Origin of the sequence: Klebsiella sp. P1927, from assembly GCF_018204675.1 — a bacterium.
In the GTDB taxonomy this organism is placed as follows: domain Bacteria; phylum Pseudomonadota; class Gammaproteobacteria; order Enterobacterales; family Enterobacteriaceae; genus Klebsiella; species Klebsiella pneumoniae.
Genome location: NZ_CP073377.1, coordinates 357,266 through 379,685 on the forward strand (window position 1 = coordinate 357,266; position 22,420 = coordinate 379,685).

20 protein-coding genes and 1 pseudogene are annotated in these 22,420 nt (G+C 58.3%); 13 read left to right on the forward strand and 8 right to left on the reverse strand.

The annotated features are described in order from the left end of the window. The first annotated feature begins 15 nt into the window (after positions 1-15). The 3 genes from cpdA to parE are packed head-to-tail and all read left to right on the forward strand — an operon-like array spanning position 16 to position 3,344. Positions 16-843 carry a 3',5'-cyclic-AMP phosphodiesterase gene (cpdA, locus tag KB892_RS01910; protein WP_002916846.1) on the forward strand — a complete coding sequence of 276 codons (828 nt, stop codon included), beginning with the start codon at positions 16-18 and terminating at the stop codon, positions 841-843. Further along, complete coding sequence (yqiA, locus tag KB892_RS01915; protein ID WP_002916845.1) at positions 843-1,418, forward strand: esterase YqiA; 576 nt, start codon at positions 843-845, stop codon at positions 1,416-1,418. The genes cpdA and yqiA overlap by 1 nt, the downstream gene beginning before the upstream one ends. A 30-nt stretch (positions 1,419-1,448) precedes the next feature. Beyond that, the gene (gene parE / locus KB892_RS01920; protein WP_002916844.1) at positions 1,449-3,344 is read left to right on the forward strand and encodes a DNA topoisomerase IV subunit B; all 1,896 of its coding nucleotides are present in this window, start codon (positions 1,449-1,451) and stop codon (positions 3,342-3,344) included. Between the two features lie 72 nt (positions 3,345-3,416). Here parE and KB892_RS01925 read toward each other — a convergent pair whose 3' ends face one another. From KB892_RS01925 to qseB, 4 genes are all read right to left on the reverse strand, one after another. Continuing rightward, positions 3,417-3,731, reverse strand: a complete 315-nt coding sequence (locus KB892_RS01925; RefSeq protein ID WP_002916842.1) for a putative quinol monooxygenase — start codon at positions 3,729-3,731, stop codon at positions 3,417-3,419. Between the two features lie 80 nt (positions 3,732-3,811). After that, a complete protein-coding gene (locus KB892_RS01930; RefSeq protein ID WP_002916840.1) occupies positions 3,812-4,393 on the reverse strand; it encodes an NAD(P)H-dependent oxidoreductase in 582 nt (193 codons plus the stop codon). 106 nt (positions 4,394-4,499) lie between these two features. Next, positions 4,500-5,849: a quorum sensing histidine kinase QseC gene (qseC, locus tag KB892_RS01935; protein WP_002916838.1), complete on the reverse strand. Its 1,350-nt coding sequence runs from the start codon at positions 5,847-5,849 to the stop codon at positions 4,500-4,502. Next, positions 5,846-6,505, reverse strand: a complete 660-nt coding sequence (gene qseB, locus KB892_RS01940) for a quorum sensing response regulator transcription factor QseB (protein ID WP_002916836.1) — start codon at positions 6,503-6,505, stop codon at positions 5,846-5,848. The genes qseC and qseB overlap by 4 nt, the downstream gene beginning before the upstream one ends. A 150-nt stretch (positions 6,506-6,655) precedes the next feature. Here qseB and KB892_RS01945 point away from each other — a divergent pair, with 150 nt between their 5' ends. The 7 genes and pseudogenes from KB892_RS01945 to KB892_RS01975 all read left to right on the forward strand — a co-directional run bounded on the left by KB892_RS01945 (position 6,656) and on the right by KB892_RS01975 (position 15,695). Beyond that, positions 6,656-7,051 (forward strand): YgiW/YdeI family stress tolerance OB fold protein, encoded by a 396-nt coding sequence (locus tag KB892_RS01945; RefSeq protein WP_002916833.1) that lies wholly within the window; start codon positions 6,656-6,658, stop codon positions 7,049-7,051. A 77-nt stretch (positions 7,052-7,128) separates the two neighbouring features. Continuing rightward, positions 7,129-7,998, forward strand: a complete 870-nt coding sequence (locus KB892_RS01950; RefSeq protein ID WP_002916831.1) for an AraC family transcriptional regulator — start codon at positions 7,129-7,131, stop codon at positions 7,996-7,998. A gap of 121 nt (positions 7,999-8,119) precedes the next feature. Beyond that, on the forward strand, positions 8,120-10,378 hold the full coding sequence (gene parC, locus KB892_RS01955) for a DNA topoisomerase IV subunit A (RefSeq protein ID WP_002916828.1): 2,259 nt from the start codon (positions 8,120-8,122) through the stop codon (positions 10,376-10,378). Positions 10,379-10,569: 191 nt separating this feature from the next. Then, complete coding sequence (gene plsC / locus KB892_RS01960) at positions 10,570-11,307, forward strand: 1-acylglycerol-3-phosphate O-acyltransferase (RefSeq protein ID WP_002916826.1); 738 nt, start codon at positions 10,570-10,572, stop codon at positions 11,305-11,307. An 83-nt stretch (positions 11,308-11,390) separates the two neighbouring features. Next, a complete protein-coding gene (gene ftsP, locus KB892_RS01965; RefSeq protein ID WP_004144547.1) occupies positions 11,391-12,803 on the forward strand; it encodes a cell division protein FtsP in 1,413 nt (470 codons plus the stop codon). A 33-nt stretch (positions 12,804-12,836) separates the two neighbouring features. Next, positions 12,837-15,168: pseudogene (locus KB892_RS01970) on the forward strand (YgiQ family radical SAM protein). Further along, positions 15,168-15,695 carry a GNAT family N-acetyltransferase gene (locus KB892_RS01975; protein ID WP_004150920.1) on the forward strand — a complete coding sequence of 176 codons (528 nt, stop codon included), beginning with the start codon at positions 15,168-15,170 and terminating at the stop codon, positions 15,693-15,695. The pseudogene KB892_RS01970 and the gene KB892_RS01975 overlap by 1 nt, the downstream one beginning before the upstream one ends. 35 nt (positions 15,696-15,730) lie before the next feature. Here the strand turns inward: KB892_RS01975 and dkgA are convergent, their stop codons facing one another. Beyond that, the gene (gene dkgA / locus KB892_RS01980; RefSeq protein WP_002916796.1) at positions 15,731-16,558 is read right to left on the reverse strand and encodes a 2,5-didehydrogluconate reductase DkgA; all 828 of its coding nucleotides are present in this window, start codon (positions 16,556-16,558) and stop codon (positions 15,731-15,733) included. 145 nt (positions 16,559-16,703) lie between these two features. Next, entirely contained in the window at positions 16,704-17,867 is a 1,164-nt protein-coding gene (gene yqhD / locus KB892_RS01985; protein WP_002916794.1) for an alcohol dehydrogenase, read from the reverse strand. A 196-nt stretch (positions 17,868-18,063) separates the two neighbouring features. Here yqhD and KB892_RS01990 point away from each other — a divergent pair, with 196 nt between their 5' ends. Continuing rightward, positions 18,064-18,963: an AraC family transcriptional regulator gene (locus KB892_RS01990; protein ID WP_004144552.1), complete on the forward strand. Its 900-nt coding sequence runs from the start codon at positions 18,064-18,066 to the stop codon at positions 18,961-18,963. Positions 18,964-19,013: 50 nt separating this feature from the next. On the opposite strand, the gene yghB is transcribed toward KB892_RS01990, so the two are convergent. Both yghB and metC read right to left on the reverse strand, forming a co-directional pair. Next, positions 19,014-19,673 (reverse strand): DedA family general envelope maintenance protein YghB, encoded by a 660-nt coding sequence (gene yghB, locus KB892_RS01995; protein ID WP_002916791.1) that lies wholly within the window; start codon positions 19,671-19,673, stop codon positions 19,014-19,016. A 131-nt stretch (positions 19,674-19,804) separates the two neighbouring features. Beyond that, positions 19,805-20,992, reverse strand: coding sequence for a cystathionine beta-lyase (metC, locus tag KB892_RS02000; protein ID WP_004149836.1), 1,188 nt, complete (start codon positions 20,990-20,992; stop codon positions 19,805-19,807). Between the two features lie 250 nt (positions 20,993-21,242). On the opposite strand from metC, the gene exbB reads away from it, so the two are divergent. Continuing rightward, positions 21,243-21,974: a tol-pal system-associated acyl-CoA thioesterase gene (gene exbB / locus KB892_RS02005; RefSeq protein ID WP_002916787.1), complete on the forward strand. Its 732-nt coding sequence runs from the start codon at positions 21,243-21,245 to the stop codon at positions 21,972-21,974. Positions 21,975-21,980: 6 nt separating this feature from the next. Beyond that, the gene (gene exbD / locus KB892_RS02010) at positions 21,981-22,406 is read left to right on the forward strand and encodes a TonB system transport protein ExbD (protein WP_002916785.1); all 426 of its coding nucleotides are present in this window, start codon (positions 21,981-21,983) and stop codon (positions 22,404-22,406) included. Positions 22,407-22,420: the final 14 nt, after the last annotated feature.

A 22,420-nucleotide genomic window follows, 5' to 3' on the forward strand; every position in this document is an offset into this window, starting at 1 on the left:
ACCTAAGGACACCATTTGGAAAGCCTGTTAAACCTACCTCTGGCTGGTGAGGCCAGAGTCAGGATATTACAAATTACTGATACTCACCTGTTTGCTGAAAAGCATGAAACGTTGTTAGGCATCAATACCTGGGATAGCTATCAGGCCGTACTGTCGGCCATTCATGCCTCACAGCGTCCATGCGATCTGATTGTCGCAACAGGCGATCTGGCGCAGGACCACTCCTCCGCGGCCTATCAGCATTTTGCTGAGGGCATCGCGAGTTTTGCTGCACCCTGCGTCTGGCTACCGGGCAACCATGATTTCCAGCCGGCGATGTACAGCACCCTGCAGGAGGCGGGCATTTCCCCTGCCAAGCGCGTGTTTCTCGGCGATCGCTGGCAGATCCTGCTGCTCGACAGCCAGGTGTTTGGCGTTCCCCATGGCGAGCTGAGCGACTTCCAGCTGGAGTGGCTCGAACATAAGCTGGCGGAGGCGCCGGAGCGCTATACCTTACTCCTGCTGCACCATCATCCGCTGCCGGCCGGCTGCAGCTGGCTGGATCAGCATAGTCTGCGCAATGCCGGCGCGCTGGACAGCGCGTTGAGCGCCTGGCCGCGGGTGAAGCATCTTTTGTGCGGCCATATTCATCAGGAACTGGATCTCGACTGGAATGGCCGGCGCATGATGGCGACGCCGTCGACCTGCGTCCAGTTTAAACCGCACTGTGCCAATTTCACTCTGGATACGGTGTCACCGGGCTGGCGCTGGCTGGAGCTTCACCCTGACGGGACGCTGACCACCGAAGTGTGCCGCCTGGAAGGCGCCGCGTTTCATCCGGATATTGCTTCAGAAGGCTACTGATGGCGACGCTCCTTTATCTGCATGGCTTTAACAGCTCTCCGCGCTCGGCGAAGGCGACGGCGTTAAAGACCTGGCTGGCGCAGCACTATCCTGAGATCACCATGGTGGTGCCGGAGTTGCCGCCTTACCCGGCGGAAACGGCGGAGCTGTTGGAGTCCATCGTGCTGGAGCACGGAGGCGAGCCGCTGGGGGTCGTAGGGTCGTCGCTGGGCGGCTACTACGCGACCTGGCTTTCGCAGTGCTTTATGCTGCCGGCGGTGGTGGTTAACCCGGCGGTGCGGCCGTTTGAACTACTAAACAATTTTCTCGGCCACAATGAGAATCCATACACCGGGCAGCAATATGTGCTAGAGTCTCGCCATATTTACGATCTCAAAGTCATGCAAATCGACCCGCTCGAAGCGCCGGATTTACTCTGGCTGCTGCAGCAGACCGGGGATGAAGTGCTTGATTACCGCCAGGCCGTTCATTACTACGCCTCTTGCCGGCAGACGGTAGAGGAGGGCGGTAATCACGCATTTGTCGGCTTTGACGATCATTTCACTCAGATTATCGAATTTCTCGGCCTGCGCTAAACGGCCCTGAACGACCTACGAATACACACCATGACGCAATCTTCATATAATGCTGATGCCATTGAGGTACTCACCGGGCTAGAGCCGGTGCGCCGCCGTCCGGGCATGTATACCGACACCACTCGTCCTAACCATCTTGGTCAGGAAGTTATTGATAACAGTGTGGATGAAGCGCTGGCAGGCCACGCCAAACGCGTGGAAGTTATCCTTCATGCCGACCAGTCCCTGGAGGTCATTGACGATGGTCGTGGGATGCCGGTCGACATCCACCCGGAAGAGGGCGTGCCAGCGGTTGAGCTGATCCTCTGCCGGCTGCATGCGGGCGGTAAGTTTTCCAATAAAAACTATCAGTTTTCCGGCGGCCTGCACGGGGTGGGGATCTCGGTAGTCAACGCCCTGTCAAAACGCGTGGAGGTCAACGTGCGTCGCGACGGTCAGGTCTACAGCATCGCCTTTGAAAATGGTGAAAAAGTGGAAGACCTGCACGTCACCGGCACCTGCGGCAAACGCAATACCGGGACCAGCGTCCATTTCTGGCCGGACGAAAGCTTCTTCGACAGCCCGCGCTTTTCCGTTTCACGTCTGACCCACCTGTTAAAAGCGAAAGCGGTGCTGTGCCCGGGCGTGGAAATTGTTTTCCGCGACCAGGTGAACAACAGCGAGCAGAGCTGGTGCTATGCCGATGGCCTGAACGATTACCTGAGCGAAGCGGTGAACGGCCTGCCGCTGCTGCCGGAAAAACCATTCGTCGGCGCCTTCTCCGGCGAGACGGAGGCGGTGGACTGGGCGCTGCTGTGGCTGCCGGAAGGCGGCGAACTGCTGACCGAGAGCTACGTGAACCTGATCCCGACTATGCAGGGCGGGACGCACGTTAACGGTCTGCGTCAGGGGCTGCTCGACGCGATGCGTGAGTTCTGCGAGTACCGTAATATCCTGCCGCGCGGCGTGAAGCTGTCAGCGGAAGATATCTGGGATCGCTGCGCGTACGTGCTGTCGGTGAAGATGCAGGATCCGCAGTTCGCCGGGCAAACCAAAGAGCGCCTGTCGTCGCGCCAGTGCGCGGCGTTCGTCTCCGGCGTGGTGAAGGACGCCTTCAGCCTGTGGCTGAATCAGAACGTGCAGGCCGCGGAGCTGCTGGCGGAGATGGCCATCTCCAGCGCCCAGCGCCGTCTGCGCGCGGCCAAAAAAGTGGTGCGCAAAAAGCTGACCAGCGGTCCGGCGCTGCCGGGTAAGCTAGCGGACTGTACCGCCCAGGATCTGAACCGTACCGAGCTGTTCCTCGTCGAAGGGGATTCGGCGGGCGGCTCAGCCAAGCAGGCGCGCGATCGCGAATATCAGGCGATCATGCCGCTGAAGGGCAAGATCCTTAATACCTGGGAAGTCTCTTCCGATGAAGTGTTAGCTTCGCAAGAAGTGCACGACATTTCGGTGGCGATTGGTATTGACCCGGATAGCGATGATTTAAGCCAGCTGCGCTACGGTAAAATTTGTATTCTGGCGGATGCGGACTCCGATGGTCTGCACATTGCCACCCTGCTGTGCGCGCTGTTCGTAAGACATTTCCGTACCCTCGTGAAAGAGGGGCACGTCTATGTGGCGCTACCGCCGCTGTACCGTATCGACCTCGGTAAAGAGGTTTACTACGCGCTGACGGAAGAAGAAAAAACCGGCGTGCTGGAGCAGCTAAAGCGCAAGAAGGGCAAGCCAAACGTCCAGCGCTTTAAAGGGCTCGGTGAGATGAACCCGATGCAGCTGCGCGAAACCACCCTTGACCCGAATACCCGCCGCCTGGTGCAGCTGGTGATAAGCGATGAGGACGAGCAGCAGACCACGGCGATAATGGATATGCTGCTGGCCAAAAAGCGTTCGGAAGATCGTCGCAACTGGCTGCAGGAGAAGGGCGATATGGCGGATCTGGAAGTGTAAGTCTGTACGCTGCGCCAGACGTAAAAGGGAGCCTCAGGCTCCCTTTTTCATGGCATTACTGAGTCGGCGGACTTAAACGCCAGCCTGCAGAATACGGATGCTGGTCTCCAGCACATCGCCTTTGACCGCTTCCGACCAGGCTTTCATGTGCGGGGTTTGCAGGTGTGCTTCAAGATGCGCGACGCTTTCCCACTGCTCGACCATGACGATAGAGTCGGGCGCTGTGGTCTGGAAGCTGACGCCGGCGGCATGATCCACCAGCGGGGCATAGCCGTGGCAGCCGGCCTCCTGCAAAACGGTCGGAATAATTTTCGCGAACTGATCGAGAACCGCCTGGCGGTGGTGCTGGCCCGGGCGGGTACGGATTTCTGCAATCACTGTTAACATGGTTAACTCAACTCCTTCTGTGTGGATCTCGTCATACTCCAGGTTCGAATAACTCGAAATATGTAGAGCTAGACCTCTAGTTAACCAAAAATTTCCGCCAGATGCTTGCGATATTCTGCGATATACCGTGGGACATCAGGCATTTTAATCACGTCGTTGGCGATAAAGGTTGGCAATGCCTCCATGCCGAGGAACTGATTGGCTTTATGGAACGGCAGGTAAACGCCGTCAACGCCGACGCCGTGGAAGAACTGGTCTTTGTCGGTGAAGGCTTCCATCGGCGCGTTCCAGGTCAGAGAAAGCATATATTTTTTCCCCTGCACCAGGCCGCCTGAGCCATATTTTTTGCTGGCGTCGGAGCGGGTACGGCCATCGCTGGCGTACAGCGAGCCGTGGCCTTCGGTAAAGACGTCATCCATATATTTTTTCACCGTCCACGGAGCGCCCATCCACCAGCCCGGCATCTGCCAGATCACCACATCGGCCCACAGGAAATTCTGTACTTCTTCTTTTACGTCGTACTCGCTTTCGGCGCGAACGCTTTTAACATCGTGCCCGGCGTCGCGCAGATAACTCTCCGCGACCTCGGTCAGGGTGTCGTTCAGTTGACCATTAGAGTGCGCGAACTTTTTCGCCCCATTGATAATCAGGATGTTGCTCATTTTTTACCCTCATATATGAAAATTTGCCGACGATCTTACCCCGCGAAGCGGGGCAGTAAAATGAGCAAAATGTGCAAAGTCTTTTGCCAAATGAGCAATAATCTCGCTACCAGTACACGCGGGCCTCGAAGCCGCCGTCGCGCGCGTTGGCAAAATCAACCTGCATGCCGTGCAGCGAGGCGATGCGCCGGACGATCGACAAGCCCAGGCCGCTGCCCGGCGCCTCCTGCCCCGGCGGGCGATAAAAACGCTCGCCAATGCGCGAGAGCGCCTGCGGGTTAATGCCTGGGCCGTTATCGCGCACCCGGAACTCGCGGGCGTTGAGCGTGATATCGACCTGGCTGCCGCACGGGCTATATCGTACGGCGTTATCCAGCAGATTGCGCACCAGCAGACTGAGCAGCAGCGGCTGGCCGGTGCGGACGATATGGCTGGCATTAAGATGCAGGCGCAGCTCAATCCCGGACTGCTGCGCCGGGTGATACATCTCCATCACTGCCGACTGCAGCAGATCGGCGATAGCGACCTGCTGCACATCATCCAGTTGGGCGAGCGAGTCCAGCCGCGACAGCGTCAGCAGCTGATCCACCAGTCGGGTGGCGCGATCGATCCCCTGGTGGAGCTGATCCAACGCTTTCTCACGCCCTTCGGGATCGTCCAGGGAGAGTTGGGCGACTTCGGTCTGCACCTTCAGCGCCGCCAGCGGGCTGCGTAGCTCATGGGCGGCATCAGAGGTAAACCGACGCTCGCGCAGCATGGCGTCGTGAGTGCGTCGGAACAGCTGATTCAGCGCTTCGACCAGCGGGCGAACTTCGGCGGGGATCTTCTCCACGCTGAGCGAATCCGCCGAGTCCGGCGCGCGCAGGCGCAGCGTGCGCGCCAGATTTTTCAATGGCGCCAGCTCGCGGCTTAACAGCACGATGAGCAGCACGAACATCAGCGGCAGGGCAACCATCCACGGGGTGAGCTGCGAGGTCACGATATCCATCGCCATTTCGCGCCGGTAATCCCACTCCTGGCCGACGGCGATGCGGTAGCGGCCGTCGGCGGTGGTTAACCACAGGAAACGCCACTCGTCATCGTCGTCACGCAGATAGCCATCGCTGAATCCCTCGCGCTGCGAATTCCACTGAATATCCTCTCCGTTCTCGCCGTCATTAAGCACCATTTTGCCGTCGCGGGTGAAGATGGCGAACGCCAGCGCGTCGTCGTCGATGTGCCCGTGGCGTACCTTTTTCTTTTCCCCGAGCAAGGCGGGCGGGGCGCGCAGTTCATCGAAATGCATGACGCTCAGGCGGCGAGCGAACAGCAGCTGCTGGGTATCGAACAGCTTATCCAGCTTTTTGCTGGTCTGCTGCCAGGCGATAACGCTGGCCATTCCCCAGGCGGCGGTGGTCAGTACGGCAAACAGCAGCGTCAGGCGCAGGCGCAGGCTCAGGCGGGCAAGTCGTTTCATGCGTCACCCAGGGTATAGCCGATGCCGTGGACGGTACGGATAAAGTCGCTGCCGAGCTTGCGGCGCAGATGATGGACGTGAACTTCCACGGCGTTGCTGGAGACCTCGTCGTCCCAGGTGTAGAGCTTTTCCTCGATAAGCTTACGCGGCAATACGCGCCCGGCGTTGCGCATAAGCAGTTCCAGCAGGGCGAACTCCTTCGGCTTCAGCGCCAGGCTTTCGCCGTCGAGGCTGGCGGTTAAGCGGTTCGGATCGAGGATCACCTTGCCGTGGCGCAGTTCGCTGCTGCTCTGGCCGTGCGCGCGGCGGATCAACGCTTCGAGGCGCGCTGCCACCTCAATCAGGGCGAAAGGTTTGCACAGGTAGTCATCGGCGCCCAGGCGCAGGCCCTCCACCCGCTGGCTGAGGGCATCGCGGGCGGTGAGGATCAGCACCGGCTCATGGCGGCCTTTATCGCGCCATTCGCGCAGAATATCGAGGCCATCGATGCCGGGTAGGGTGAGGTCAAGGATTGCGGCGTCGTAGGGGGCGCTGTATAAGGCATTTTTGCCCTCCAGCCCGGCGGTAAACCAGTCAATGCTAAAGCCCATTTTGCTCAGCCCGGCTTTGATGCCGTCGCCGATAAGCTTGTCATCTTCCACCAGTAATATGCGCATGTTTCCCTCCGACGATCCCGTTTCTTTGCGCAGTAAACCGCGTTGAAGCGGGTGATGTACAGCATTAAAATTTCTTTTTTCCGCTTAAGAAGTCGTTAAGTTTTGTCGGGCGTAATAGGAGCCATACCAACACAAAAGGGAGAATATAAGATGAAAAAAATTGCTGCGATGACCGCGATTATTGCTTTAGTTTCCATGCCGGTACTGGCCGCCGGGCAGGGAGGATTCACCGGACCGTCTACTACCACTACCACCCAGGCTGGCGGCTTCACCGGGCCGAGCGGCGCGGTGACCACCGTGGCGAACGCCAAGTCGCTGCGTGATGACACCTGGGTGACCCTGCGCGGTAAAATCGTCGAGCGCATCTCTGATGACCTGTATAAATTCCAGGATGCTTCCGGGGTGATCAATGTCGATATCGACCACAAGCGCTGGAACGGCGTGACCGTCGGCCCGCAGGACACAGTAGAAATTCAGGGGGAAGTCGATAAGGACTGGAACTCGGTAGAAATCGACGTTAAACAGATCCGTAAAATCGCGCCATAAGTCTCCGTCGGATAAGCGCAAGATCGGTCAGGAATCGCGATCCTCGCTCTGTCAGAGTATGTCGCGAGGAGGAGACGATGAACGATATTAAGGCCAGCCCGGCGTATGTCGGGCGCTTCCAGCGCGTCTGTAGGTACATTGCGCGCCATCTTGATGAGCCGCTGTCGCTGGAGACGCTGAGCGCGATAGCGCACAGTTCGCCTTACCATTTTCACCGGCAATTTAGCGCTTATACCGGCATTCCATTGTACCGGTATATTCAGTGGTTGCGTCTGCGACGCGCCTGTTGGCGCCTGGCGTTCAACCCCCGCGATAAAGTCATCGATATTGCCCTTGATGCCGGATTTCAGAATGCGGAGTCGTTCAGTCGTGCCTTCCGTACCGCGTTTGACCAAAGCCCGACCCAATTCCGTCAACAACCGGACTGGGCCGAGTGGCATCGACGCGTACCGAAACATACGCTACAGGAGCAAACGTCGATGGACGTCAACATTATTTCGTGCCCCTCCACCCGGATAGCCGTACTGCAACATCGCGGTAGCCCGGACCTTGTCAACGCCACCGCCGCGCGTTTTATCGCCTGGCGTAAGACGAGCGGACTATCGCCCGTCGCCACCAGCGATACCTGGGGGATCGCCTGGGACGATCCGCAGACCACCCCGCAGGAGGCATTTCGTTTTGATATCTGCGGTACGGTCGATCGGCCGGTTGGTGAAAACGCCTTTGGCGTGATTAACGGCGAAATCCCCGGCGGACGCTGCGCCGTCGTGCGCCATCACGGCTCGCTGGACACGCTGGCGAACAGCGTTTGGTTTCTCTATCGCGACTGGTTACCCGCTTCAGGCGAGACGTTACGGGATTTTCCGGTGTACTTCCGTTACCTCAATTTTGTCCATGAGGTGGCTGAGCATGAACTGCAAACCGATATTTATCTGCCGCTGGCCTGATTAAGCGTGACGGAATCCTCAGCCGATCTCACGGCCTGTGACTCAGGGCGTGAGATCGGGTATTATCGCGGGTAGTTTTGCCGTCCGAACGGTCGGTACCCAGATTGAGGATCCACGATTAATGAGCGATATGGCAGAGCGCCTTGCGCTGCATGAATTTACGGAAAATGCTTACCTGAACTACTCCATGTACGTGATCATGGACAGGGCATTACCGTTTATTGGCGATGGCTTAAAACCGGTCCAGCGTCGCATCGTCTATGCGATGTCCGAGCTGGGGCTGAACGCCAGCGCGAAATTCAAAAAGTCCGCCCGCACCGTCGGCGACGTGTTGGGTAAATATCACCCGCACGGCGACATCGCCTGCTATGAAGCGATGGTGCTGATGGCGCAGCCGTTCTCTTACCGCTATCCGCTGGTGGATGGTCAGGGAAACTGGGGGGCGCCGGACGATCCCAAATCTTTCGCCGCCATGCGTTACACCGAATCCCGCCTGTCGAAGTATGCCGAGCTGCTGCTCAGCGAGCTGGGGCAGGGGACGGTCGACTGGGTGCCAAACTTTGACGGCACGCTGCAGGAGCCGAAAATGCTGCCAGCGCGTCTGCCGAACATCCTGCTGAACGGCACCACCGGCATCGCGGTAGGCATGGCGACCGATATTCCTCCGCACAACCTGCGGGAAGTGGCCAAAGCGGCGATTACGCTGATTGAGCAGCCGAAAACCACCCTCGACGAACTGCTGGATATCGTACAGGGGCCGGATTTCCCGACCGAGGCGGAGATCATCACCTCGCGGGCGGAAATTCGCAAAATCTACCAGAACGGGCGCGGCTCAGTGCGCATGCGTGCGGTGTGGAGTAAAGAGGACGGCGCGGTGGTGATCAGTGCGCTGCCGCATCAGGTCTCCGGCGCCAAAGTGCTGGAGCAGATTGCGGCGCAGATGCGCAATAAAAAGCTGCCGATGGTTGACGATCTGCGCGACGAATCGGACCACGAAAACCCGACCCGTCTGGTGATTGTCCCGCGCTCCAACCGGGTGGATATGGAACAGGTGATGAACCACCTGTTCGCCACCACCGATCTGGAGAAGAGCTACCGCATCAACCTCAATATGATCGGCCTTGACGGCCGCCCGGCGGTGAAAAACCTGCTGGAGATCCTCAGCGAGTGGCTGGTGTTCCGTCGCGATACCGTGCGTCGCCGTCTAAACCATCGGTTAGAGAAAGTGCTGAAGCGCCTGCATATCCTCGAAGGTTTGCTGGTGGCGTTTCTTAATATCGATGAAGTGATTGAGATCATCCGCACTGAAGATGAACCGAAGCCGGCCCTGATGTCGCGCTTTGGCATCAGCGAAACCCAGGCGGAAGCGATTCTGGAATTAAAACTGCGCCACCTCGCCAAACTGGAAGAGATGAAGATCCGCGGCGAGCAGAGCGAGCTGGAAAAAGAGCGCGACCAGCTGCAGGCGATTCTGGCGTCTGAACGTAAGATGAACAACCTGCTGAAAAAAGAGCTGCAGGCCGATGCCGATGCCTTCGGCGACGACCGTCGCTCGCCGCTTCACGAGCGTGAAGAAGCGAAAGCGATGAGCGAGCATGACATGCTGCCGTCTGAGCCGGTGACTATCGTTCTGTCGCAGATGGGCTGGGTGCGCAGCGCCAAAGGACACGACATTGACGCCCAGGGCTTGAGCTATAAGGCGGGCGACAGCTGGAAAGCCTCGGCGAAGGGCAAGAGCAACCAGCCGGTGGTGTTTATCGATACCACCGGACGCAGCTATGCCATCGATCCGATTACTCTGCCTTCCGCGCGTGGCCAGGGTGAACCGCTTACCGGCAAACTGACCCTGCCGCCGGGCGCGACCGTGGAGCATATGCTAATGGAAAGCGACGATCAGAAACTGCTGATGGCTTCCGACGCGGGCTACGGTTTCGTCTGTACCTTCAACGATCTGGTGGCGCGCAACCGTGCCGGTAAAGCGCTAATCACCCTGCCTGACAACGCGCACGTGATGCCGCCGCTGGTGATTGAGGATGAGTCCGATATGCTGCTGGCCATCACCGCCGCCGGGCGGATGCTGATGTTCCCGGTCAGCGATCTGCCGCAGCTGTCGAAAGGCAAGGGCAACAAAATTATCAGCATTCCGGCGGCGGAAGCCGCAGCCGGCCAGGACGGTCTGGCACATCTGTTTGTTCTGCCGCCGCAGAGTACGCTGACCATTCACGTCGGCAAACGGAAGATCAAACTGCGTCCGGAAGAGCTGCAAAAAGTCACCGGCGAGCGCGGCCGCCGCGGTTCGCTGATGCGCGGGCTGCAGAAAATTGACCGCGTGGAAATTGACTCGCCGCGTCGTGCCGCGGCAGGCGATAGCGAAGAGTAAGCGCGTCTCCTCCCGTCTTTGACGGGAGGAGACGAAAAAATGCCGCAAAATCGTTGTTTATTCAGGCGTTGCGATTAACAATGTCCATCATCAGGGACCCAGGAAGAACGGTCCCGGCCTGCGCAGAACTTGTGAGCCTGCCTTCTGCCAGCAGCGAATAATTCTAAGCGGTTTGGGTTTTAGAGGTAGCTATGCTATTCATTTTTCGAGTAATTTTCGTGGTCATTTATTGCATCGTAGTGTGCGTACTTGGCTGTCTGTACTGCTTGTTCAGCCCACGTAATCCAAAACACGTTGCCACTTTCGGCCATCTGTTTGGCCGTTTATCTCCGGTATTTGGCCTCAAGGTAGAGCTACGCAAACCCGCCGACGCGGAAAGCTATGGCAACGCGATCTACATCGCTAACCACCAGAACAACTATGATATGGTGACGGCGTCGAATATCGTGCAGGCTCCGACGGTCACCGTAGGTAAAAAGAGCCTGCTATGGATCCCGTTCTTTGGCCAACTGTACTGGCTGACGGGCAATTTGCTGATTGACCGTAATAACCGAACCAAAGCGCACGGCACTATTGCCGAAGTCGTCAACGCTTTTAAAAAGCGTAAAATTTCGTTCTGGATGTTCCCGGAAGGGACCCGTAGCCGCGGCCGCGGCCTGCTGCCGTTTAAAACCGGGGCTTTTCACGCGGCTATTGCCGCTGGGGTGCCGATTATTCCGGTGTGTGTCTCGAATACATCGAATAAAATAAAGCTCAATCGCTGGAACAACGGTCTGGTGATTGTGGAAATGCTGCCGCCGGTAGATACCACTCAGTTTGGTAAAGACAACGTGCGCGCGCTGGCGACGCATTGCCGCGAGCTGATGGCCGCCAAAATCGCTGATCTGGACAACGAAGTGGCCGAGCGCGAAGCGGCTGGAAAGCAATAAGACAGGAAACGCCGCCAACGCGCGCGTATTGCTGGCGGGAAACGAATTCCCTTTTTCATTTGTCAGTATGTCATGGAGTTAATATGTCACTCAGTCGGCGTCAGTTTATTAAGGCTTCCGGCGTAGCGCTGTGCGCTGGCGCCGCGCCGCTGAAGGCCCATGCCGCCGGCCAGCAGCCTGCGCTGCCGGTTCCGCCGCTGCTGGAATCTCGTCGCGGCCAGCCGCTGTTTCTGACGCTGCAGCGTTCCCACTGGTCGTTTACCCCCGGCACCCGCGCCCCCGTCTGGGGGATCAATGGCCGCTATATGGGGCCGACGATCCGCGTCTGGAACGGAGACGACGTCAAGCTTATCTACAGCAACCGCCTGACGGAGAACGTGGCGATGACCATCCGCGGTCTGCAGGTGCCTGGCCCGCTGATTGGCGGCGCGGCGCGCATGATGTCGCCGAACGCCGACTGGGCGCCGGTGCTGCCTATCCGCCAGAGCGCGGCGACGCTGTGGTATCAGGCCAACACGCCGAACCGGATGGCGAAACAGGTTTACAACGGTCTGGCGGGCATGTGGCTGGTGGAAGACGAGGTCAGCAAGAACCTGCCGATCCCTAACCACTATGGCGTCGATGACTTCCCGGTGATTATTCAGGATAAACGGCTGGATAACTTCGGCACGCCGGAATATAGCGAACCGGGCAGCGGCGGCTTTGTGGGCGACACGCTGCTGGTTAACGGCGTGCAGAGCCCGTATGTTGAAGTGTCGCGCGGCTGGGTGCGCCTGCGCCTGCTGAACGCTTCCAACTCCCGGCGCTATCAGCTGCAGATGAGCGATGGCCGACTGCTGCATGTGATTTCCGGCGATCAGGGATTCTTGCCGGCGCCGGTTTCGCTCAAGCAGCTATCGCTGGCCCCGGGGGAGCGGCGTGAAATTCTGGTCGATATGACTAACGGCGATGAAGTATCCATTACCTGCGGCGAAGCGGCGAGCATCGTCGACCGTATCCGCGGTTTTTTTGAACCGTCAAGCATCCTGGTCTCCACGCTGGTGCTGACGCTGCGTCCGACCGGGCTGCTGCCGCTGGTGACCGACAGTCTGCCGGTGCGCCTGCTGCCGACCGAGCTGCTCTCCGGTACGCCGATCCGCAGCCGGGATATCACCCTTGGCGACGATCCGGGCATCAACGGCCAGCTGTGGGATCCGCAGCGTATCGATATCACGGCGCAGCAGGGGACCTGGGAGCGCTGGACGGTGCGCGCCGACCGCCCGCAGTCGTTCCATATTGAAGGGGTGATGTTCCAGATCCGTAATGTCAACGGCTCGTCTCCTTTCCCGGAAGATCGCGGCTGGAAGGACACCGTGTGGGTCGACGGGCAGGTTGAGCTGCTGGTCTATTACGCTCAACCGTCGTGGCCGCACTTCCCGTTCCAGTATCTGAGTCAGACGCTGGAGCTTGCCGATCGCGGCTCGATCGGCCAGATGCTGGTGAATCCCGCGCCGTAACCTCTTTGACCCTGGCCGGCGCACGGTCAGGGTTTGAGAAAATCCTCCTTCATTTCCACTATCATTCCGGCTTATAATCCACGCCCTTTTGGTTATTTTTTTATCATTTTCCCCGGAAGCAATATGAGCGCAATATCCCTGATCCAACCGGATCGTGACCTTTTTTCCTGGCCGCAATACTGGGCTGCCTGTTTTGGCCCTGCGCCTTTTTTACCGATGTCGCGTGAAGAGATGGATCAACTTGGCTGGGATAGCTGCGACATTATTCTGGTTACCGGCGACGCCTATGTCGACCACCCGAGCTTCGGGATGGCTATCTGCGGCCGCATGCTGGAAGCGCAGGGTTTCCGGGTTGGGATCATCTCCCAGCCTGACTGGAACAGCAAAGACGACTTTATGCGTCTGGGAAAACCGAACCTGTTCTTCGGCGTGACCGCCGGCAACATGGACTCAATGATCAACCGTTACACCGCCGACCGTAAACTACGTCATGACGATGCCTATACGGCGGGTAACGTGGCGGGCAAACGTCCGGACCGCGCTACCCTCGTCTATACCCAGCGCTGTAAAGAGGCGTGGAAAGATGTGCCGGTGATCCTCGGCGGCATCGAAGCCAGCCTGCGTCGTACCGCCCACTATGATTACTGGTCCGACACCGTGCGCCGCTCGGTGCTGGTGGACTCCAAGGCCGATATGCTAATGTTCGGCAACGGCGAGCGTCCGCTGGTGGAAGTGGCTCATCGCCTGGCGATGGGCGAAACCATCGACCAGATCCGCGATGTGCGCAATACCGCCATCATGGTGAAAGAGGCGCTGCCCGGCTGGAGCGGCGTGGACTCCACCCGTCTGGATACGCCCGGTAAAATTGACCCCATCCCGCATCCGTACGGTGAAGATCTGCCGTGCGCCGATAACAAACCGGTCGCGCCGAAAAAACAGGAAGCGAAAAGCATTACTGTGCAACCGCCGCGGCCCAAACCGTGGGAAAAAACCTATGTGCTGCTGCCTTCCTTCGAGAAGGTGAAAGGCGATAAGGTCCTGTACGCTCACGCCTCGCGCATTTTGCACCACGAAACCAACCCCGGCTGCGCCCGGGCGCTGATGCAAAAGCACGGCGAGCGCTACCTCTGGATCAACCCGCCGGCAATCCCGCTCTCCACCGAAGAGATGGACAGCGTCTTCGCGCTGCCGTACAAGCGGGTGCCGCATCCTTCCTATGGCGATGCGCGTATTCCGGCGTATGAGATGATCCGCTTCTCAATCAACATCATGCGCGGCTGCTTCGGCGGCTGTTCGTTCTGCTCGATCACCGAGCACGAAGGACGCATAATCCAGAGCCGTTCTGAGGATTCGATCATTAATGAGATCGAAGCCATTCGCGACACCGTGCCCGGCTTTACCGGGGTGATCTCCGATCTCGGCGGGCCAACGGCCAACATGTATATGCTGCGCTGTAAATCGCCGCGCGCTGAGCAGACCTGCCGCCGTCTCTCCTGCGTCTATCCGGATATTTGCCCGCACATGGATACCAACCATGAGCCGACGATCAATCTTTATCGCCGCGCTCGCGAACTGAAGGGCATCAAGAAGATCCTTATCGCCTCCGGGGTACGCTATGACATCGCGGTCGAAGATCCGCGCTATATCAAAGAGCTGGCGACCCACCACGTCGGCGGCTATCTGAAGATCGCCCCGGAGCATACCGAAGAGGGACCGCTGTCGAAGATGATGAAGCCGGGAATGGGCAGCTACGACCGCTTTAAAGAGCTGTTCGACACCTATTCGAAGCAGGCGGGTAAAGAGCAGTATCTGATCCCGTACTTTATCTCCGCTCATCCGGGGACCCGTGATGAAGATATGGTGAACCTGGCGCTGTGGCTGAAGAAGCATCGCTTCCGTCTCGACCAGGTGCAGAACTTCTATCCGTCGCCGCTGGCGAACTCGACCACCATGTATTACACCGGCAAGAACCCGCTGGGTAAAATTGGTTATAAGAGCGAAGAGGTGGTGGTGCCGAAGGGCGATAAACAGCGCCGTCTGCACAAAGCGCTGCTCCGCTACCACGATCCGGCAAACTGGCCGCTGATCCGTCAGGCGCTGGAGGCGATGGGCAAGAAGCACCTGATTGGCTCCCGTCGCGACTGCCTGGTGCCAGCGCCAACCCTGGACGAAATGCGTGAAGCGCGTCGCCAGAACCGCCATACTCGTCCGGCGCTGACCAAGCACACGCCGATCGCCCATCAGCGCCAGACGCCTGCCGCTGCGGGCGCGAAAAAACGCGTTAAGCCGAAGGCCGTATCACGCTAAGCGGCTGGCCCGGCGGGATCGCTCGCCGGGAACATCTGTGAAAAAAGGAGAGAGGTGATGACGCCGGTCATCCTGTCGCGACAACAACTGGACCAGCTCTGGGAGATAGACCGCAGCGAAATTATCGATACGCTCTACCGTCTCGATAACGGTCAGCTGCGGGCTTATCGGGAATATTATGACGTGCGTGGCTGGGACCCTCACGATCGTCAGGTTTATACTCCGATTCACGAGGCCTGTTACGATCGCGGCGGTATTTTTTTCGCCTTTTTTGACGATGAGCAGATGATTGCCGCAGCGGCGCTGGATACGCTGCCTCGCGGCATGAATGGCGAGCTGCGCCAGCTATTATTCTTTTATGTCGGGGCGGGAAAGCGCGGCCAGGGCTGGGGGCGGCGACTGTTTCAGTATGCCCTGCACCAGCTGCCAGAAATGGGGGCGTCCGGCCTCTATATCTCGTCGATCCCCAACAAAAACACCGTCGATTTTTATCTGGCTCAGGGATGTCGCTTAGCGGATAAGCCCGACCCGGCGCTGTTTGCGCTGGAGCCAGAGGATATTCATCTGGTCTGCCATCGCCTTTAACGCTGAGGCGCTAAAGGCGATGGCAAGAGAGAGCATTACCCGCCAAACTGATCCGGGTCAGGACCGAGACGTTTACCCTGGTCCAGCTTCGCGATCGCTCCCAGCTCATCTTTGTCGAGACGGAAGTCCCAGACGTCAAAGTTTTCCGCAATACGCGACGGCGTGACGGATTTCGGGATCACCACCAGACCGCTGTCGAGATGCCAGCGGATGACGATTTGCGCCGGCGTTTTGCCGTACTTATCGGCGAGCTGGTGGATGACTTTTTGATCGAAGACGCCTTCGCCGCCCTGGGCCAGCGGGCTCCAGGATTCGGTCTGGATCTTGTGGGTGGCGTTCCACGCGTGCAGCTGACGCTGCTGCATAAGTGGATGGAGTTCTATCTGATTGATCACCGGGGCGACGCCGGTTTCATCAATCAGCTTCTGCAGATGCGGTACCTGGAAATTACACACGCCAATGCTTTTGGTCAGCCCCTGCTGCTGCAGCTCGATCAACGCCTGCCAGGCCTCGACGTAATGGCCGATAGCCGGTACCGGCCAGTGGATTAAATAGAGATCCACATAGTCCAGCTTCAGTTTGCTGAGGCTCTCTTTCAGCGCCTCGTGCGGCCGTTTTTGATCGTCGTTCCACAGCTTAGTGGTGATGAAGAGCTCATCGCGGTTGACGCCAGCGCTGTGCAGCGCATTGCCGACGCCGGTCTCATTTTGGTACGCGGCGGCGGTGTCAAAAGAGCGATAACCGACTTCCAGCGCCTTATGAATGGCGGAGACGACTTCCTCGTTGCCAGCTTTCCACACGCCGAGACCCAGCTGCGGCATCAGGTTGCCGTCGTGCAGTTTTATAACGGTTGGATGTGTCATGCCTTCCTCCTGTTAATGAACTCGGCGAAGCAGGATCCGCCGAGGGGTAGCATTAAGTCTGGACGAAATAGCTAAAAACGGTAGTAAAAACACCTCTCCCCGGCGTTTGTTTAACGTAAGGAGAGGTGAATCAGGCGGGGAGCGCTTAGCGTGCAGCCTCGTAGATACGGCGGCTGACGTCCAGGGTGATATCCTGATGTTCGCCCAGTTTAGTCATGCCGTGCTCTTCCAGTTTCGCCAGCAGCGCCGGGATGGAGCTACCGTCGAGACCGTAATCGGAAAGGCGGGTCGGCACGCCCATCTGCTCGAAGAACTGACGCGTTGCGGCGATGGCGGCATCGATACGTTGGTCGTCAGAGCCTTCGGTAATATTCCACACGCGCTCGGCATACTGCAGCAGCTTCTCGCGCTTGGCATCGCGTTTCTCATTCCACAGCGCCGGCAGCACGATAGCCAGCGTCTGGGCGTGATCCAGGCCGTGCATCGCCGTCAGCTCGTGGCCGAGCATATGCGTCGCCCAGTCCTGTGGCACGCCTGCGCCGATCAGGCCGTTCAGCGCCTGCGTCGCCGCCCACATAATATTGGCGCGCACGTTATAGTTCTCCGGTTCCTGCAGGGCTTTCGGGCCATCCTCGATCAGGGTCAGGAGAATGCCTTCGGCGAAGCGGTCCTGGATTTTGCCGTCAACCGGGTAGGTCACGTACTGCTCGAGGGTATGGACGAAGGCGTCAACCACGCCGTTCGCGACCTGGCGCGGCGGCAGGGTATAGGTATAAACCGGATCGAGGATCGCGAACTGCGGCTGGACGTGCGAAGACATAAACGCGCGTTTGTCGCCGGTGGTTTTCCGCGATATGACCGCGCCTTTGTTGGATTCAGAACCGGTCGCCGGCAGAGTCAGTACCGAGCCCATTGGAATGGCGCTGGCAATTTTGCTGCCATAGGTTTCCAGAATTTCCCACGGATCGATATCCGCGTCGTAGTGGGCTGCTGCAGCGATAAACTTGGTGCCATCCAGCACCGAACCGCCGCCGACCGCCAGCAGGAAGGTCACTTTCTCTTCCCGGGCGAGTTTCACCGCATTCATCAGGGTTTCGTAAGACGGGTTCGGCTCGATGCCGCCAAATTCAAGGACATCCAGGCCATTCAGAGCGGTGAGGACCTGATCCAGGACGCCTGTTTTTTTGACGCTGCCGCCGCCGTAGGTGATCAGTACGCGGGCTTCCGCCGGGATCTGTTCACGCAGCTTTTCAATCGCGCCTTTGCCAAACAGAATGCGGGTTGGGGTATGCAGGTCGAAATTATTCATTGCTTAAGTCCTCCAAAGAGTAAAACCGTCGACAGGGACGATACCGCTGCCCGATGAAGGTTATTGTGGTCCTGGCGCCGTTGACCCTCAATGCACATTCCTGCCGATGTCTTGCCTATTTCTCCATATGGCTGGAGAATTTGTAGCGGCCTGCGCACAATGTACAGGTGAAGAAACATCGGGAGAGACGGTGGCAATGCAACACGCAGAGATATGTCGGACATTAACGGAGAAGATTAACCTGCTGAAAGATAAGCACGAAATGTTAAGTTCGTTGCTGCCTGACGTCCGTTTGCTGTACGGAACGCAACCGGGGCCCCGGACGCCGGTGATGTATCAGCCGGGGATCGTTTTTCTCTTTTCGGGCCATAAAATTGGTTATATCAATGAGCGGACTTTTCGCTACGATACAAACGAATATTTACTGCTGACCGTGCCGCTACCTTTCGAGTGCGAAACCTTTGCCACCCCGGAGGTGCCCCTCGCCGGGATGCGCCTGAACGTCGATATCCTGCAACTGCAAGAGCTGCTGATGGATATTGGCGAAGATCCGCTGTTTCAGCCCGCGGTCGCCTCCAGCGGGATAAACTCCGCGGTACTCTCGGAGGATATTCTGTGCGCTGCCGAACGGCTGCTTGACGTGATGGAGCGGCCGCTGGACGCACGGATCCTTGGCAAGCAAATCGTCCGCGAAATTCTGTATTATGTGCTGACGGGGCCCTGCGGCGGCGCGCTGTTGGCGCTGGTCAGCCGGCAGACCCACTTCAGCCTGATAAGTCGCGTGCTCAAGCATATCGAAAGCCAGTACACCGAAAACCTCAGCGTCGATCGGCTGGCGGCGGAAGCGAATATGAGTGTGTCAGCGTTTCACCATAATTTTAAAGCGGTGACCAGCACTTCTCCTTTGCAGTATCTGAAAAACTACCGTTTGCATAAAGCACGAATGCTGATGATCCATGACGGCATGAAGGCCAGCGCGGCGGCGATGCGCGTGGGATATGAAAGCCCTTCGCAGTTCAGCCGCGAGTTTAAGCGCTACTTCGGTTTGACGCCGGGAGAAGACGCCGCGCGTATTCGCACGATGCAGGGGATGTAATACCGGGAAAGGGCGGCCGGGCGGGCGCAGGCCCCCCCGGCAGGTAAGCGTCAGGCGCTGCAATATTTCTTTTTAATGACCACGAACAGCGTGCCGAGCAGGCCAGCCAGCAGCAGGGCAATCGGCAGGATCATCAGACAGGTCATCACCTGATCTTCATGGCGCTTCACAAACGGGATCATGCTCAGCGCATAGCCAAGACCCGTCACCACACAGACCCACAGCAGGGCGCTCAGCCAGTTGAAGAACTGGAAGCGGCGGTTCGGCAGGCCAGAAATCCCGGCCATGGTTGGCAGCAGGGTGCGGACAAACGCCAGAAAACGGCCCGCGAGCAGCGCCAGCAGGCCGTGGCGGTCAAACATGCAGGTGGCGCGCTGATGGTACTTATGCGGCAGATGCGCCAGCCAGCCTTTCACCGTTTGCGTATTGCCCAGCCAGCGCCCTTGCACATAGCTCAGCCAGCAGCCGAGGCTGGCGGCGGCGGTCAGAATGGCGATAGTGGGCACAAAGTCCATGACGCCTTTAGCAATCAGCGCGCCGGCGAGCAGCAGCAGGCTGTCTCCCGGTAAAAAGGAGGCGGGCAGCAGCCCGTTTTCCAGAAACAGGGTCGCGAACATAACCAGATATACAACGCCCACAACGTGAGGGTTCGCCAATGCGGCAAAATCATGTTGCCACAGCGCGGCGACAATCTCTTGAATGACAACCATGGACTTTCCTAAGTGGTACCGTATTGTTGACTAGTGTACTCCTGAAGAGGCCCGAGCACCTTGATCCCGGGCGCAACAAAAGCGGCCGCTTTGCTAAAAAGCGTCCGCTATTGTTGCCACTGACTGTCACTTTACACGATACGCGCGAAGCCCGCTGCTAAATCCGCCTGCAGATCGTCAACATTTTCGAGACCAATGTGCAGGCGGATCAGCGTGCCGCTGAAGTCGACTTCAGCATCCGGTCGAATGTGGGCGATTTGCTCCGGCTGGTTGGCGAGAATCAGCGACTCAAAGCCGCCCCACGAATAGGCCATACTGAACAGGCTGAAATTGTCGAGGTACTCCGCCAGTTCGGCATCATTGAGGCGCTTGCTGAGCACAAACGAGAATAGCCCGCTGCTGCCGGTGAAATCACGTTTCCAGAACTCATGACCTTTACTGCCGGGCAGGGCGGGGTGGTTTACCCGCGCCACCTGCGGGTGCTGCGCCAGCCACTCGGCGATGCGCAGGCTGCTTTCATGATGCTGACGCAGGCGCACGCCCAGGGTGCGCAGGCCGCGGCTGGTCATATAGGCAGTATCGGCGTCCAGCATTTGCCCCATCAGGTAGGCATTTTCACGCAGCTGCGGCCAGCAGCGCGCGTTCGCCACCGCGGTGCCCACCATGGCGTCGGAATGGCCGATCAGGTATTTGGTGCCTGCCTGAATGGAAATATCAATGCCAAAATCCAGGGCTTTAAACAGGATCCCCGCCGCCCAGGTGTTATCGATCATGATAATCGCTTCCGGGGCGACCTGACGCACGGCGGCGACTATCGCCGGCACATCGTGCACTTCCATGGTGATCGAGCCGGGCGATTCGAGGAACACCACGCGGGTCTCAGGGCGAACCAGACGGGCGATATCGGCGCCGATTAAGGGATCGAACCAGCTGGTGGTGACGCCGAGTTTGGCGAGAATTTTGGTACAAAAGTCCTGGCTTGGCTCATAGGCGGTATTGGTCATCAGCACATGGTCGCCTTGCTCGACAAACGCCAGGATAGTGTTAGCCACCGCCGCGGCGCCGCAGGGGAAGAGGGCGCAGCCGGCGCCGCCTTCCAGCTCGCACATCGCTTCCTGCAGCGAGAAATGGGTCAGGGTGCCGCGACGACCGTAGAACAGCTCGCCGTTGGCCCGATTGCGGGTGGCGTGCTTTTTGGCCTCGACGGTGTCGAAAACCAGCGATGACGCGCGCTGGATAACGCTGTTCACTGAGCCCTGGGTGTACTTTTTGCTCCGCCCGGCGTTGACCAGCGCGGTATCAAGATGTTTATCAGCCATGTTGACGAACCTGTTTTTATACGTCTGGACGTCTAAACTAACATGAATCTGCTTTTCTGTACCAGCGCACCGCCGATACAGGCGAAAATTTTACCAGGCCCGCGGTTAGCCGCTTTTTTACTGCGTAAGCGCAAGGAAAATAAACGTGATTTGCTGCACAGTGTAAATACTAATGAGAACCACTATCAATTCGATGTCGTTTTGATATTATTGTGGGCAGATTTTGTGATTATCGTCGTGGAGATAGAGCGTGGGTAATAATTTGATGCAGGCGGATCTCTCCGTTTGGGGTATGTATCATCATGCCGATATTGTCGTTAAGGTGGTGATGATTGGCCTGATTCTGGCGTCGGTCGTCACATGGGCCATCTTCTTCCGTAAAGGGGCGGAAATCCTCGCCAGCAAGCGTCGCCTCAAACGTGAACAGCAGCAGCTGGCGGAAGCCCGCTCTCTCGATCAGGCCAGCGATATCGCCAGCGCCTTTGAGGCGAAAAGCCTCACCACCCAGCTTATCAATGAAGCGCAGAACGAACTCGAACTCTCTGCCGGTGCCGAAGACAATGAAGGCATCAAGGAACGAACCGGTTTTCGCCTTGAGCGCCGCGTTGCGGCGGTTGGTCGCCATATGGGGCGCGGTAACGGCTATCTGGCGACCATCGGCGCCATTTCCCCGTTTGTGGGCCTGTTTGGTACCGTCTGGGGCATCATGAACAGCTTTATCGGCATCGCCCAGACCCAGACCACCAATCTTGCGGTGGTAGCGCCGGGCATCGCAGAAGCGCTGCTGGCGACGGCCATCGGCCTGTTCGCCGCCATCCCGGCGGTGGTCATCTATAACATCTTCGCCCGCATGATCGGCAGCTACAAGGCCTCGCTCGGCGACGTCGCCGCTCAGGTACTCCTGCTGCAAAGCCGCGATCTGGACCTCAGCGCCAGCGGCGTGAAGCCGGTGCGCAGCGCGCAGAAATTACGGGTAGGTTGATCGGCTATGGCGATGCGTCTTAATGAAAACCTGGACGATAACGGCGAAATGCATGAGATCAACGTGACGCCGTTTATCGACGTCATGCTGGTTCTGCTGATTATCTTTATGGTGGCCGCGCCGCTGGCGACGGTCGACGTGAAGGTCAATCTGCCTGCCTCCTCCAGCCAGCCGCAACCGCGACCGGAAAAACCCATCTACCTGTCGGTGAAGGCGGATAAGAGCATGTTCCTCGGCAACGACCCGGTTACCGAAGCGAATATGATTAACGCCCTGGATAGCCTGACCGCCGGCAAAAAAGATACCACCGTCTTCTTCCGCGCGGATAAAACCGTCGATTACGAGACGATGATGAAAGTGATGGATACCCTGCATCAGGCGGGCTATCTCAAGATCGGGCTGGTGGGCGAAGAGACCGTCAAAGCGAAGTAACCTCCCCCTTTCCA

Bases quoted from the DNA above. Each gene is read 5' to 3' on its own strand.
- yqiA (WP_002916845.1), top strand. From the start codon at position 843: ATGGCGACGCTCCTTTATCTGCATGGCTTTAACAGCTCTCCGCGCTCG.
- parE (WP_002916844.1), top strand. From the start codon at position 1,449: ATGACGCAATCTTCATATAATGCTGATGCCATTGAGGTACTCACCGGG.
- KB892_RS01925 (WP_002916842.1), bottom strand. From the start codon at position 3,731: ATGTTAACAGTGATTGCAGAAATCCGTACCCGCCCGGGCCAGCACCAC.
- KB892_RS01930 (WP_002916840.1), bottom strand. From the start codon at position 4,393: ATGAGCAACATCCTGATTATCAATGGGGCGAAAAAGTTCGCGCACTCT.
- qseC (WP_002916838.1), bottom strand. From the start codon at position 5,849: ATGAAACGACTTGCCCGCCTGAGCCTGCGCCTGCGCCTGACGCTGCTG.
- qseB (WP_002916836.1), bottom strand. From the start codon at position 6,505: ATGCGCATATTACTGGTGGAAGATGACAAGCTTATCGGCGACGGCATC.
- KB892_RS01945 (WP_002916833.1), top strand. From the start codon at position 6,656: ATGAAAAAAATTGCTGCGATGACCGCGATTATTGCTTTAGTTTCCATG.
- KB892_RS01950 (WP_002916831.1), top strand. From the start codon at position 7,129: ATGAACGATATTAAGGCCAGCCCGGCGTATGTCGGGCGCTTCCAGCGC.
- parC (WP_002916828.1), top strand. From the start codon at position 8,120: ATGAGCGATATGGCAGAGCGCCTTGCGCTGCATGAATTTACGGAAAAT.
- plsC (WP_002916826.1), top strand. From the start codon at position 10,570: ATGCTATTCATTTTTCGAGTAATTTTCGTGGTCATTTATTGCATCGTA.
- ftsP (WP_004144547.1), top strand. From the start codon at position 11,391: ATGTCACTCAGTCGGCGTCAGTTTATTAAGGCTTCCGGCGTAGCGCTG.
- KB892_RS01975 (WP_004150920.1), top strand. From the start codon at position 15,168: ATGACGCCGGTCATCCTGTCGCGACAACAACTGGACCAGCTCTGGGAG.
- dkgA (WP_002916796.1), bottom strand. From the start codon at position 16,558: ATGACACATCCAACCGTTATAAAACTGCACGACGGCAACCTGATGCCG.
- yqhD (WP_002916794.1), bottom strand. From the start codon at position 17,867: ATGAATAATTTCGACCTGCATACCCCAACCCGCATTCTGTTTGGCAAA.
- KB892_RS01990 (WP_004144552.1), top strand. From the start codon at position 18,064: ATGCAACACGCAGAGATATGTCGGACATTAACGGAGAAGATTAACCTG.
- yghB (WP_002916791.1), bottom strand. From the start codon at position 19,673: ATGGTTGTCATTCAAGAGATTGTCGCCGCGCTGTGGCAACATGATTTT.
- metC (WP_004149836.1), bottom strand. From the start codon at position 20,992: ATGGCTGATAAACATCTTGATACCGCGCTGGTCAACGCCGGGCGGAGC.
- exbD (WP_002916785.1), top strand. From the start codon at position 21,981: ATGGCGATGCGTCTTAATGAAAACCTGGACGATAACGGCGAAATGCAT.